Here is a 13,152-nt window from a genome sequence, read left to right on the forward strand (position 1 = left end):
GCGGCGTCCTGCGACGCGTTGGCGAGCCCCTATGCTGCTTGCGCCATCCCGGTTTTGTCTTTCCTGCCGATGCCCTAGACCGCGCCGGCGCGGCCGCGTCCCGGGGAAAAACGGGGACATCACTAGGCCATCAGGCGGAGAAATTTGGCCCTACTGCGCAGTAACCTTCATGCCGGGTCGGAATATGACGTAATATTTCGTTCAATTACTAAATGATTGAACCTGGCCGTTCGTGCCGGGACCGGAGAGAGGGTGAAATGGGCGCAGAAAACATGCTCCAGTTGCTGCTGGATGCCGACACCAACGTCCTGACGGCTGTCTATACGCCGCCACCCCGCCCGGCCGACGACGCCCAGCCGGCCGCGGGCGCCGCGCCCATGGAGGGCGGCGGACACGCCCCTGAACACGCTGAAAGCCCCCTCGCCCAAACCCTCGTCCAGCCCCTCGAACAGCCCGGCGAACACGACGCCGACATCGCCGTCGCCGACGAAGACGAGGCCCCGCCTGCCAACACCGAGCTGCCGACCTGGGACATCCTGGTCGCCGCCGCCGCCGCCCAAGGCTGGGGCGCGGAGGCCCTGGACAACCACGCCATCCTGGCCTTCATCGACCTGTGCCGCACGGCCACCGACCCCGTGCAAAGCCCCGTCGGCCAGGTCGTGGACGGCAGCTTCGACATCGAACTGAACGCGACGCGCATGGCCGCGACGCTGACGCTGCACCCGCCCAAGGGCGGCAAGCCCGTCACGCTCGAGGCGGTGCGCCAGGCGCTGGCCGACCAGGGCATCGTCCATGGCGTGCTGGACGCCGCGCTGGCCGAGGCCGTCGCGCTCGGTCGCGCCGAGACCATCATTGCCGCGCAAGGCACGCCGCCCACGCGCGGCACGCCAACCCGCTTCGAAAGCCTGCTGGACCGCCTCAAGCCCCGCGCCGAGGATATCGACGAACTGGCCCAGGTGGATTACCGCGACCTGGGCAGCCTGCTGCTGGTGTCGCCCGGCACCCCGCTCATGCGCCGCGTTCCACCGCTGCCGGGCGTGGACGGCACCAATGTGCTGGGCGAGGCCGTGCTGCCCGACGAACTGCCCGACACGCCCTTCTCCAAGGAGCTGTCGGGCGTCGAGGTCGACCCGGAGGATCCGCTGCTGCTGCGCGCCGCCATCGCCGGCACGCCCACGCTGATCACCCACGGCGTGCAGGTGAATCCCATGGTGGAGGTGGACGCCGTCAACCTGTCCACCGGCAACATCACGTTCGAGGGGTCGCTGCAGGTGCGCGGCGACATCGCCGCCACGATGGAAGTGCGCGTCACGGGCGACGTGGTCGTCAACGGCACCATCGAAGCCGCGCTGGTCGAGGCCGGCGGCAGCGTCACGGTCAAGGGCGGCATCATCGGCATGGCCGAAACCCTGCACGACGCCACCGCCACGCCGCGCACCGCGCACATCGTCTGTGGCGGCACGCTGCGGGCGAAGTTCATCGAGAACGCCGTCATCAGCGCGGGCCAGGACATCGACGTCGAGCGCGAAATCCGCCAGAGCAACATCGCCGCCGGCGGCAGCGTGAACGTCGGTCCGCCCAATACGCAGCAAAGCGCCATCACGGGCGGCGAGACGCGCGCCCTGCTGGCGGTGCGCGCCGGCACCATCGGCTCGCCGGCGGGCATCCCGACGCTGGTGCAGGCAGGCCTGGATCCGCACGCCGACATCAAGCGCTCGGCGCTGACCCGCAAGCGCCTGAAGATGAACGAGGACAAGGCCAAGCTGGAACAGTTGCTGATGTTCCTGCAGGCCAACCCCCAGCGCGCCACCGGCGACGTGGTCGAGCGCGCGCGCAACACGCACACCAAGCTCATCAGCGACCTGGCTGCGCTGGAAACCGAGGAAGCCCAGCTTGCGCGCGACCTGCTGCCGCAGCAGAACGCCACCATTGCCGCCACGCGGCGCTTCTGTAGCGGCACGAAGATCCAGCTGGGCAACAAGATGCAGGAATTCCTGGAAGACCAGGTGGGCGGCAAGGCCGGGCTGGAAGAAGGCGAGATCGTCATCCGCTGAAGCGCGGACGGCGCGAGCGGGGGGCTGACGGTGGGGCAGCGGTGTCTGACACCCATGCGGCACCCTGCCATGCAAGCGCTATCTCTCGCGGGTGTCAGACACCTTTTTCAGCCACCTTTTTTGAACACCATCACGCCCCGTCGCCGGGCATCAGCTCCTTGAACCACACCCGCGGCGAGATGCCGCGGTCCGGTCCCAGCACCGAAAATCCGCCGTCCACCGGGATGTCCACACCGGTCATCCACGACGCGGCGTCGGAACACGCGAAGCACACCGCGGCGGCGATCTCTTCGCCGGAACCCACCCGCCCCAGCGGATGGAAATGCGCGCCTACGGCATCGGCGGCCGCGCGCGACCCGCCCGACAACTGCTCCACCGACGGCGACCACGTCCAGGCGGGCGACACCGCCAGCACGCGCACGCCCGCCGGCGCCAGCTCCACCGCGAAGTTCTTGGTGATCTGCAGCAACGCGGCCTTGGACGCCGGGTATAGCGCCCGCCCGGCGGCGCCGAACTTGCCGCCCGTGCTGCCCATGTTCACCACCACGCCGCCGCGCGGCAGAAATGGCGCGGCCAGCTGCGTGAAGATCGCCGCCGACACCAGGTTCGTATCCAGCGTGCGATGCCATTCCTCGCGCGAGGACGCCAGTCCGCGATCCGCATACTGGCAGGCGTTGTTGACCAGGATATCGAGCCGGCCGAAGCGCGCCCGCGCGGCGTCGATGCAGGCCTGGATCTGGCCGTCCTGGCCGATGTCGGTTTCGCAGTACAGGGCGCGTTCGCCCAGCGCCCGGGCCAGGGCCTCGCCGGCCTCGGCATTGCGCCCGACCAGCACCACATTGGCGCCCGCCGCGGCGAACCCGCGCGCGATGTCCGCGCCCAGCCCCTGGGTACTGCCGGTGACGATGGCGGTCTTGCCCGCCAGCCCGGGAAAGCCTGAGAAATCCATGAATATTCCTTGTCAGTTCGGCGCAGCGGCCCAGCGCAGCGCCTCGTCCACCGTACCCGTCTGCGCGATCAGCCGCATGCTGGCCAGCGATGCCGCATGCACCGCGGGGTCGGCGGACGCGCAGGCGTCCTGCGCGACCATCACGGAAAAGCCGATGTCGGCCGCATGGCGCACGGTCCCCTCCACCACCGAATGCGTCGCCACGCCGGCCACCACCAGCCGACGCGCGCCCAGCAGCCGCAGGGTTTCCTCCAGCGGCGTGCCATAGAACGCGCTGATGCGCGTGTGCTTGACCACGAACTCGCGCGCGCTGCCCGCCAGCGGCTGCAGCCCCTCGTAGAACGCGCTGCCCCACTGCCCCTCCGGCACCGCGCCAATCGCCGCCACGCTGCGGAAAATCTGGCAATTGGGCAGCAGATCCGCATAGTCGGGACGGAACGCGATGCGCACGTGCACGATGGGCAGCGCCTGCGCGCGCGCGCCCGCCAGCAAGGCCGCGGCGTTGTCCAGCAGGCGCTGGCGCGCCGGGCCGTCGGCATCCAGCCCGACGCGGATCTTGCCGTCCGGATGCAGGACGTCGTTCTGGTAGTGCAGCGCCAGCACCGCGGCGTCCGTGCCCGTCACACGAACACCTCGAAGGCGTCATGCGCATCGTCGCAGTTGACGAGATCCACGCGCTTCATGCGGATGCGCCAGCCGTCGCCCTCGGCGGCCAGCTTGTGGGTATAGCGGCCCGCCAGCTGGCGCGGCTGGCGCTTGCGCCATTCGGTCATCTGGAAGACGGAATGGACCACCAGGTTGCCGCCCGCGTCCACGCCCTCGACCTGCACCCCGCCCACCAGCCGCGCGCTGCGCGTGGGCGGCTGTTGCGACCAGTTGCGCGGATGCTCCAGGCGCCGGATGCGCACGTCGCGCAGCATGCGGTCTTCCCAGAACAGCGAGATGTAATCGTAGGGACTTTCCTGGCCGGGCTTGCGCGGCATCCAGTACATGCCGTCCTGCGTCCACAGCGCCTGCCAGTCGTCATAGCGGCGCTCGTCCAGCAGCCGCGCCTCCTGGTACAGGAACTGGGCGATGCGATGGTGGGTATCAACCGGCACGTCCGCCGGCGCGAGGTCCGCCGTGCTGACGTCGAAATCAAGATCTAGCAGCATGCGCCGTCTCCCTTGTTGGCCGCGGCGGGCGCGGTAACCGTGCCCGCGCCGTCCTCCATGTACGCCTTCCAGGCGCGGAACTGATTGCGCATGGGCAATTCGCTGGTGCCGTTCACGGACACCATGCCGTCGGCGTCGACGCGGTCGGTGCCGTGATAGCGGTGCATGCTGACCCAGTCGCCGCCGCGCGTCGCGTTGCCTTCCTGGCAGCGGTTGTAGAGTTCGATGTCGTCCGGCATGACGTTGGACGACGGCGAGTTGATGACGTTGGCGTACAGCATGGCGCGCTTGAACACGCCCTCGGGCGCGCCCTTGCAGCGGAACGTCTGGATCTCGATCAGCGTCCGGTCCACCGCGACCGGGCGGATCACCCGGAACTGCTGGAACACGGTGTGCGGCGAGCCGCTGCCATAGATGACGGTGTTGTGGCGGTTCATGCCCAGGATCTCGCGGGCGCGCTGCTCGCCATACGCGGCGGTCAGCGATTCGAAGTGCGCGCGCGACACGGGATCGCGTTCGGCGGCGCCCGGGTTGAAGATGCCTTCCATGTAGCCGTGGCCGTTGTCGTAGGCGCGCAGCTCCAGCTTTTCCCAGAACTCGTAGGGCTCGCCGTTGCCGTCCATGATGTGCAGCTCGAGCGGCATCTCGCCCATTTCCTTGGCTTCGTCCCGCGCGGCCGCATAGGACGATTCATGCGTGACGCGGGCGTGCATGGTGTCGTGCAGGTTTTCGTAGAAGACCTTCCAGTTCGACCGCTGCATCACGCGGAAGACGCCGCCCGCCACCTCGACCTCGCCCACCGGCGACCGGTCGCACAGGTTGTCGATGGACGAACGCACGCCGCCCAGGAAGTCTTCCAGCGCCTGGCCCTCGCTGGCCTGGCTGGCGAAGACAAAGCCGCGGTAGCTGTCCACGCGCGGCAGGCGGCGCATGGAAAACGACGGATCGGCCGGATCGTAGGACGTGCCCTCCAGCCCCTGCTTGAGCGGCACGCCCAGGTGGCTGCCGTCCAGCTTGAAGGTCCAGGCGTGATACGGGCAGCGGAAAAACTTGCCGGCGCAGCCTTCGCCATCGGCCACCACCTTCGCGCCCTTGTGCGGACAGCGGTTGTACAGCACGTGCACGCGGCCGTCGGCGGCGCGCACCATCAGCACGTCCTGGTCGCCCAGGCGCGTGGTGTGATAGTCGCCCGTCTTGGGCACCTGGCTTTCATGGCCCACGTAGATCCAGGCGCGGCCGTAGATGCGCTGCATTTCCAGGTCGAAGATGGCCGGATCGGTGTAGATGTCCCGGTGCACGCTGTCGCCGCGCACCAGGGACGCAAGTTGCTCGTCGGTATAAGGCATGTCGTCTCCCTACTTGTTCTCGCTGTCCTTCCAGCGCGCCATCAGCGTGTTGGAAGGCAGGGTCTCGTCCAGCAGCTTGGCCGAGGTCTCGCGCCCGGCCGTGGGCAGGCCCTTGGGGTCCAGCAGGCCCACCTGCACCAGCACGCTGGCCTGGTCCCAATAGATGTGCTCGTGATAGAGCTTGTCGCCGCGGAACTTGACGATGGCCACCAGCGGGATCTCCACGTATTTGCCCGTGGGCGCCACGCCGGGCAGCATCCAGTCGATCTCGGTCGTGTGGGTGAAGCAGAACAGCAGCTCATCGACGATCTGCGTCGCGCCCACCGTGCGCGACAGCGGCACCAGCCGCGTGTCGGGCGGATTGCTGTTGACGAAATGATGCTGGTAGAAGCGCGACAGCTCCTTGTGGCCCACGCCGCCCGTCATCGTGGGGATGTGGTTCACGTAGGGCTCGGCCACCATCGTCGCCATGGTCGCGGCCACGTCGCGCGTGCCGAATTCGTATTCACAGTGCTTGTCCCACAGGTAGGAATAGTCGAACTCCGGCCCGATCGTGCGCTGCAGCGCCGCCATGCTGCGCTGGTGCGCCATCAGCGCCGAGGGCTTGTCGTAGTGTTCACCGCCCGTGCGCGCGAACGCATGGTCCACGCCCGGATACACGTAGAGTTCCACGCCCGGCTTGCCGCCCAGCGCCGCCAGGATGCGCTCGCGCGCCTCGGGCGGACAGAACCCGTCCTGCTCCGCGATGTGCAGCACCAGCCGGCCGCGCAGGCTGGCGGCTTCGTCCAGGCTGTCCTCGATGCCCACGCCGTAATAGCCCACCGCCACGTCCGCGTCCGTGCGGCACGCCGCTAGATAGGCCAGCTTGCCGCCCAGGCAATAGCCCAGCACGCCCGCGCCGCCTTCCTGTTCGGGCAGGGCCCGCAGCGCGGCGAGCGTGGCCGCGATGTCCTTCACGCCCAGGTCCACGTCAAAGCCCTTGTACAGCCCGAACGCGCGCGGCATGTCCGCGGGGCCGTCCGTGAGCTGGATGCCGGGCTGCTGGCGCCAGAACAGGTCCGGCACCAGCACCACATACCCTTCCTCGGCCAGCAGCTGCGCGCTGCGGCGCATGAAGTCGTTGACGCCGAAAATCTCCTGGCACAGCACCAGGCCCGGACCGCGGCCCGAGGCCGGCACCGCCAGATAGGCGCCAAAGGACTTGCCATCGTGCGAGGCGATCGTCACCTCGCGCGTCGTAATGCGATCAGTCATGCGTATCTCCTGAATTGCGAAGCGCCGGCGGCCTACTTCATCTGGCACGCGGCGGCGAAGGGATCCTGGTATTGCGTCAGCACCGTTCCCGACAGCTTGTTGTGCAGCTTGCCGCTGGCGTCCGCCTCGACGACGCGCAGGTAATAGTTCTGGACCGGATACTGGTTGCGGTTGAACTTGAAATCGCCGCGCACCGACTTGAAGTCCGCCCGCCGCAACGCCGGGCGCAGCGCCTCGGCGTCCAGCTTGCCGCCCGTCTGGCGCACCGCGCTGTCCAGCAGCATCGCCGCGTCGTAGCCCTGCGAGGCATACAGCGACGGGCTGCGGTTGTAGGTCTTCTTGAAGTCTTCGACGAACTTGCGGTTGGCGGGGTTGTCCAGGTCGGCCGCCCACTGCGCCGTATTGCGCAGCCCCTTGATCGGCGCGCCCACCGCCGCGATCGTGTCCTCGTCCCCGGAAAAGCCGGGCGCCAGCAGCGCGATGTCCTGGGACAGGCCCGCGCCATTGAACTGCTTGATGAAGTTCACGCCCATGCCGCCCGGCAGGAAAAAGAACACCGCATCGGGCTTGCTGGCGCGCAGCCGCGTGATCTCCACGCCGTAGTCCAGTTGGCCGAGCTGGGTGTAGATTTCCTCGGCCACGCCGCCCTTGTACAGGCGCTTGAAGCCGTTGAGCGACTCGCGGCCGCCCGGGTAGTCCGGCGCGATCAGCGCCACGCGCTTGTAGCCCTGGTCCGCCGCGTACTTCCCCATGGCGGCCGGGATGTCCTCGTTCTGCCAGGCCACCGCGAAGAAATTCGGATTACAGCCCGCGCCCGCGTAGTTCTCCGGCCCCGTGTTGGTGCTGAGATAGATCGTGTCCGATTGCAGGATCGCGGGCATCACCGGCAGCAGCACATTCGAAAACACGATGCCGGTCATCACGTCCACGCGGTCGCGCTTGAGCAGCCGTTCGACCGCCTGGCGCCCGGTATCGGCCTTCTGCTGGTCGTCGGCCACCACCACTTCCGCCGGCACCCCGCCCAGCTTGCCGCCCGTATGCTGCAGCGCCAGGTTGAAGCCATCGCGGATCTCGTTGCCCAGCGCCGCGCCGGGCCCCGACAGCGTCGTCAGCAACCCGACCTTCACCTTGTCCGCCGCCGACGCGCCCGCCGCCGCCGTCAGGCAAACCAGCGCCGCCAGCGCACGCCGGCTCCATCGATTCCGATTCATGTGCCACCCCGTATTCGCCGCCAGCCGCGCCGGCGGAAAGCTGACAGATCCCGTCTGCCGTCGGTACACGCATGCCGCCGATCCAAGCCGCCCAGCTTACGCGCCGCGGCGCCTTCATTGCCACACAGGCCCGCACACCGTCCGCGGCTCCTTGCAGGCAAGATTAGGCCTGCGGCCTGCCGCGTTCTATCCGAATACCGCCACGCTTATCCGGGATTCACTTAATTCCCAATGCGGCCCGTTTAAATTACGCTGGCCCAAGATACGGGATCGGTCCCGTCCCGGAGGCTTCCATGCACGGCTGGTCCCGACTTGAGCTGGCGCCCTTGCTGACACGGCGCGTCTTCAGCTCCACGCAGCAAGACGAGACCCGCGCGCGCGTGTCCGAAGCCCTCAAGGACCACCGCCTTACCTGGAAAGGCGGCCGCGTGGACGCCGAACTGAACCGGGGCCGCTTCGGCTCCCTGACCCTCTGTACGCTGCGCTACGGCGCCGAAGTCCACATCGAACCCGACCGCCTCCAGGACTTCATGCTGGTCCAGGTGCCGCTACGCGGCCGCGCCCGCATCGAATGCGGCGACGAAGGCATCAACGCCGACCCCGATTGCGCCGCGGTCATCGCCCCCAACCGCCGGCTGCGGCTGCACTGGGAAGCGGGCTGCGAACAACTGCTGCTGAAGATTCCTCGCGGCAAGCTCGAAGCCATGGGCCAGCGCGCCTTCGGCGAAGCCGCCACCCGCCCGCTGGATTTCAGCCCCGCCCTGCGCCTGGACACCCCCATTGGCGCGGCGTGGCGCAGCATGATGGCCAGCCTGATCCACCTGCTGCCCACCCTGGACGACGGCGCCCGCCGCCCGCCCGCCGCGTGGCTGGAGCACCTGGAAGACACCCTGGTTTTGCATCTGCTCTACAACCAGCCCAACACCTGGCAGACCCCGTCCGCCGAGGCCATCCCGCGCCGCCTGTGCGTGGCCGAGTCCTACATGCGCGACCGCCTGGGCGCGCCGCTGACCCTGAACGACATCGCCCGCCACGCGGGCGCCAGCGTCACTGCGCTGACCCGCCTGTTCCAGGAACACCGCAACACCACGCCCATGAACGCGCTGCGCGCCTTCCGGCTGGACGCGGCGAGAAGCCGCCTGAAGGCCCAGCCGGACGCGAGCGTGACGGAGGTCGCGCTAAGCGTGGGCTTTGGACATCTGGGGCGGTTTTCGGAGTACTACCGGGAGCGGTTCGGCGAACTGCCGAGAGAGACGCGGCGCATGGGGGGGTGAGGATTCGGCGGTGAAGAGCCCCCAAAGCACCGAAGGCCCGCCGCCTCCGCCATCCGGTGCCGGCCGGACAGCAAAAGCGGCGAACCTTCGATACCCTGTCAGATCGAGAAATCCTACTGCGCAGGCACCACCGCAGTGACCTCGATCTCAACCTTTGCGCGATCCTCCACCAGATCGGCAACCTCCACCGCCGTCATCGCGGGGAAATGCCGGCCGATCAATTCACGGTAGTGCTTGCCGATGGCCGGATACGCCGCCACGTACGCGTCCTTATCCGTCACATACCAGGTCATCCGCACGATATGCTCGGGCTTCGCACCGCCTTCGGCCAGGATCTGGACGATGTTCAGCAGCGTCTGGCGGACCTGGTCCGCCAGGTCATCCGATTCGAACTGCTGCTGCCCGTTCCACCCCACCTGTCCGCCCACGAACACCAGCTTGCTGCCCACCTGCATCTCGGTGAGCACACCATTCGAATAGCCCCGGGGCGCCATCCAATCCGGCGGTTGCAGAATTTTCATAACGTCTCATCCTAATGATCAAATAAACAAAGACAGGGCGGCGCCCGCTTATGCCGCGGTTGCCAGATATTCCTGCATGCGCTCCCGCAGATCCGCGGGCAGCGGCATCGACTTCATCGTCCGCAGGTCCACCGTCACGATCGTCAGCGTCGCCGACAACCGCAACTGGCCGTCCGGCCCCTCGAAGCGCACCAGCGCCTTGAAAGACGCGCCGCCGATACGCTGCACCGCCAGCGTCTGGCGCAGCTTCTCGTGCCAGCGGCTGGGCGCGCTGAAATCGCACGTCACCGACGCCATCGGCGTGCCGATGTGCCGTTCGACGTGCAGTGCGTGAAACGGCAGCCCCATGCCCTTGTCGAACCACTCCTCGACAAAATCATTGATCATCTCGAAGTAGCGCGGGTAGAACACGATGCCCGCCGGATCGCAGTGACGAAAGCGGACTTCTACCTGACTCTCAAAGGGTGCTGCCGGATGGGGTGCTGCCATGATGTTTCCTTGATGCCTTTTCCTGCTCACGCCATCTTGCGCAGCGCAAAGCGCTGCAGCTTGCCGGTCTCGGTGCGCGGCAACGTCGCCACGAATTCGATTGCGCGCGGATACTTGTAGGGCGCGATGCTGGCCTTCACGAACGCCTGCATCTGCGCGACCAGCTCGGCGCTGGGCGCGTAGCCCGGCTTGAGCACCACGAACGCCTTCACCAACTGGCCACGTTCGTCATCCATCGCGCCCACCACGCCGCATTCCGCCACGGCCTCATGGCGCAGCAGCGCGTCCTCGACCTCGGGACCGGCGATGTTGTAGCCGGCCGAGACGATCATGTCGTCATTGCGCGCCTGATAGAACAGATAACCGTCATCGTCCTGCACGAACGTATCGCCCGGCAGGTTCCAGCCTTGCTGCACGAACCGGCGCTGGCGCTCGTCGGCCAGGTAACGGCAGCCCGTCGGCCCCTTGATCGCCAGCCGGCCCACCGTGCCGTTGGGCACGGGCTTCATGTCGTCGTCCACGATCTGGGCCACATAACCCGGCACCACGCGGCCGATTGCGCCGCGGCGCACTTCGTCCGGCGGGCTGGATACGAACACGTGGATCATCTCCGTGCCACCGATCCCGTCGATCATCTCGATCCCCGTCGCCTCCTTCCAGAGCTGGCGCGTCGCATCGGGCAAGGCCTCGCCGGCGGATACGCTTTTCTTCAGCGATGACAGGTCGAACTTGCCCACCTGCGCCGCCATCTGGCGGTAGAAGGTCGGCGCGGTGAACACGATGGTGGCGCGAAAATCCTGGATCAGTTCCAGCAGGCTTTCCGGCGACAGCTTCTCGGACAGCACCGTGCTCGCGCCCACGCGCAAGGGGAAGCACAGCAGCCCGCCCAGGCCAAAGGTAAAAGCCAGCGGCGGCGTGCCGCAGAAAATATCGTCCGGCCCCGGCTTGATCACATGCTTGGGAAACAGGTCGCACATCGCCAGCACGTCGCGGTGAAAGTGCATGCAGCCCTTGGGCGAGCCCGTGGTGCCGCTGGTGAACGCGATCAGGCAGACGTCATCGGACGCGGTGTCGCAGGCCTGGAAGGTATCGGACTTGCCCGCCGCCAGCGTGTCCAGCGCATCCGGCGCGGTGTCGTTGAAATACATGATCTGCGCCAGGTCGGCGCAATGATGCTCGTGATCCGGCTGCGCGCAGAACTGCGCCTCGTCCTTGAGCCGCACATCGCACAGCACGGCCTGGATCTGCGCCTTCTCGATGATCTGCTTCAGCTCCTTGGAACGCAGCAGCGGCATCGTCGGCACGGTCACCAGGCCCGCCTTGATCGCGGCCAGCCAGGACGCGGCCATCATTGGATTGTTCGGACCGCGCAGCAGCAGGCGGTTGCCCGGCACCAGCTTCATGTCCTCGGTCAGGACGTGCGCGATGCGGTTGGTCAGCGCGGCCAGCTCGCGGTAGGTCATCGAGGCCGGCTTGCCATCCTGGCGCCAGCGCAGGGCCACGCGGTCGCCGTGGCCGCGGTCCACCATGGCGTCCACCAGCTCCACGGCGCAATTGAAACGCTTGGGATAGGCCACGTCGGGGCCGTCCAACAGGAACTCTGGCCATTGATCGCCCGGGGGCAGGTTGTCCCGGGCGAAGGTGTCGATGTGGGCGGATACTTCCATGAAAATTCCCCTTGGCTAGTGCGATGCGGTTTACGTTGCGAAGGCAGGCGCTCGGTGGCCCCTTTACGCCTTCAGCAATTCACGGGCGATGATCAATTTCTGCACTTCCGTGGCGCCTTCGTAGATTCGCAGCGCTCTGATTTCCCTGTAAAGCTTCTCCACCGGCATCCCCGACACCACGCCCGCGCCGCCGAACATCTGCAATGCCCGGTCGATCACGGTCTGCGCCGATTCGGTGGCCGTCATCTTGGCCATCGCGGCTTCGCGCGTGGTGCGCAGCTTGCGCACGTCGCGCATCCACGCGGCGCGGTACGTCAGCAGCGCCGAGGCGTCGATGGCCGTGGCCATGTCGCCCAGCGCCGCTTGCGTCAATTGCAGGTCGGCCAGCGTCTGGCCGAACATGCGGCGCGACTTGGCGCGCGCCAGGCCCTCGTCCAGCGCGCGGCGCGCAAACCCCAGCGCCGCCGCCGCCACCGACGCGCGGAAGATGTCCAGCGTCATCATGGCCAGCTTGAAGCCCTGGCCCGCATCCCCCAGCCGGTGCGTGGCGGGAATGCGGCAGTTGTCGAAGGTGATGGTCGCCAGCGGGTGCGGCGCGATCAGCTCGATGCGCTCGGTGACCTCGAAGCCCGGCGTGCCGGCATCCACCACGAACGCGCTGATGCCGCGCGCGCCCGGGGCTTCGCCGGTGCGCGCGAACACGCAGTAGAAGTCGGCGATGCCGCCGTTGGAGATCCAGGTCTTGGCGCCGTTGAGCACGTAGTGATCGCCGTCCAGCCGCGCCTCGCACGCCAGCGCGGCCACGTCGGAGCCCGCATCGGGCTCGGACAGCGCAAAGGCCGCGATCGCCTCGCCGCGCGCCACGCGCGGCAGGTAATGCTGGCGCAGCGCATCCGAACCCATCAGCGAAATCGCGCCGCTGCCCAGGCCCTGCATCGCAAACGCAAAGTCCGCCAGGCCTTCATGGCGCGCAAAGGTTTCGCGCAGGATGCACACGGCGCGCGAATCCACCTCGGGCAGCGCGCCGCCCCAGGCCCCGTCCGGGCCGCCCGCCACCGCGTAGCGCAGCCAGCCGGCCTCGCCCATGGCGCGGACCAGCTTTTTGCAGGCCGCGTCGGCGTCGTGATGGTCGACGTCGCCCAGCGATTTTTCGCACCAGGCGTCGACCTCATGCGCCAGCTTGCGGTGCGTGTCGTCGAAAAAGGGCCAGTCCAGCCAGCTTGCGTCGCGCAT

12 protein-coding genes are annotated in these 13,152 nt (G+C 67.7%); 2 read left to right on the forward strand and 10 right to left on the reverse strand.

Going from position 1 to position 13,152, the window contains the following annotated elements; genetic code table 11:
* Positions 1-257: 257 nt before the first annotated feature.
* Positions 258-2,054 (forward strand): DUF342 domain-containing protein, encoded by a 1,797-nt coding sequence (locus tag BMW75_RS13205; protein ID WP_092579848.1) that lies wholly within the window; start codon positions 258-260, stop codon positions 2,052-2,054.
* 130 nt (positions 2,055-2,184) lie between these two features.
* Here BMW75_RS13205 and BMW75_RS13210 read toward each other — a convergent pair whose 3' ends face one another.
* From BMW75_RS13210 to BMW75_RS13235, 6 genes are read right to left on the reverse strand one after another with little or no spacing between them, the layout of a single operon-like run.
* Entirely contained in the window at positions 2,185-3,003 is an 819-nt protein-coding gene (locus BMW75_RS13210) for an SDR family oxidoreductase (protein ID WP_092579850.1), read from the reverse strand.
* A gap of 12 nt (positions 3,004-3,015) precedes the next feature.
* Positions 3,016-3,627 (reverse strand): cysteine hydrolase family protein, encoded by a 612-nt coding sequence (locus BMW75_RS13215; protein ID WP_092579852.1) that lies wholly within the window; start codon positions 3,625-3,627, stop codon positions 3,016-3,018.
* Entirely contained in the window at positions 3,624-4,157 is a 534-nt protein-coding gene (locus BMW75_RS13220; RefSeq protein ID WP_076518705.1) for an aromatic-ring-hydroxylating dioxygenase subunit beta, read from the reverse strand. Before BMW75_RS13220 ends, BMW75_RS13215 begins: the two co-directional genes overlap by 4 nt.
* On the reverse strand, positions 4,148-5,503 hold the full coding sequence (locus tag BMW75_RS13225) for an aromatic ring-hydroxylating dioxygenase subunit alpha (protein WP_092579854.1): 1,356 nt from the start codon (positions 5,501-5,503) through the stop codon (positions 4,148-4,150). The genes BMW75_RS13220 and BMW75_RS13225 overlap by 10 nt, the downstream gene beginning before the upstream one ends.
* Positions 5,504-5,512: 9 nt before the next feature.
* Entirely contained in the window at positions 5,513-6,757 is a 1,245-nt protein-coding gene (locus BMW75_RS13230) for a dienelactone hydrolase family protein (protein ID WP_092579856.1), read from the reverse strand.
* Positions 6,758-6,789: 32 nt separating this feature from the next.
* On the reverse strand, positions 6,790-7,968 hold the full coding sequence (locus BMW75_RS13235; RefSeq protein WP_092579858.1) for an ABC transporter substrate-binding protein: 1,179 nt from the start codon (positions 7,966-7,968) through the stop codon (positions 6,790-6,792).
* Positions 7,969-8,261: 293 nt separating this feature from the next.
* On the opposite strand from BMW75_RS13235, the gene BMW75_RS13240 reads away from it, so the two are divergent.
* Positions 8,262-9,242 carry an AraC family transcriptional regulator gene (locus BMW75_RS13240; protein ID WP_092579860.1) on the forward strand — a complete coding sequence of 327 codons (981 nt, stop codon included), beginning with the start codon at positions 8,262-8,264 and terminating at the stop codon, positions 9,240-9,242.
* A gap of 113 nt (positions 9,243-9,355) precedes the next feature.
* On the opposite strand, the gene BMW75_RS13245 is transcribed toward BMW75_RS13240, so the two are convergent.
* The 4 genes from BMW75_RS13245 to BMW75_RS13260 all read right to left on the reverse strand — a co-directional run bounded on the left by BMW75_RS13245 (position 9,356) and on the right by BMW75_RS13260 (position 13,152).
* Positions 9,356-9,763, reverse strand: coding sequence for a RidA family protein (locus tag BMW75_RS13245; RefSeq protein ID WP_076518700.1), 408 nt, complete (start codon positions 9,761-9,763; stop codon positions 9,356-9,358).
* Between the two features lie 48 nt (positions 9,764-9,811).
* Positions 9,812-10,252: an acyl-CoA thioesterase gene (locus BMW75_RS13250; RefSeq protein WP_092579862.1), complete on the reverse strand. Its 441-nt coding sequence runs from the start codon at positions 10,250-10,252 to the stop codon at positions 9,812-9,814.
* A 26-nt stretch (positions 10,253-10,278) separates the two neighbouring features.
* On the reverse strand, positions 10,279-11,919 hold the full coding sequence (locus tag BMW75_RS13255; protein ID WP_092579864.1) for an AMP-binding protein: 1,641 nt from the start codon (positions 11,917-11,919) through the stop codon (positions 10,279-10,281).
* A gap of 63 nt (positions 11,920-11,982) precedes the next feature.
* Complete coding sequence (locus BMW75_RS13260; protein WP_092579866.1) at positions 11,983-13,152, reverse strand: acyl-CoA dehydrogenase family protein; 1,170 nt, start codon at positions 13,150-13,152, stop codon at positions 11,983-11,985.

Origin of the sequence: Achromobacter sp. NFACC18-2 (genome assembly GCF_900108985.1) — a bacterium.
Classification (GTDB): domain Bacteria; phylum Pseudomonadota; class Gammaproteobacteria; order Burkholderiales; family Burkholderiaceae_B; genus Achromobacter.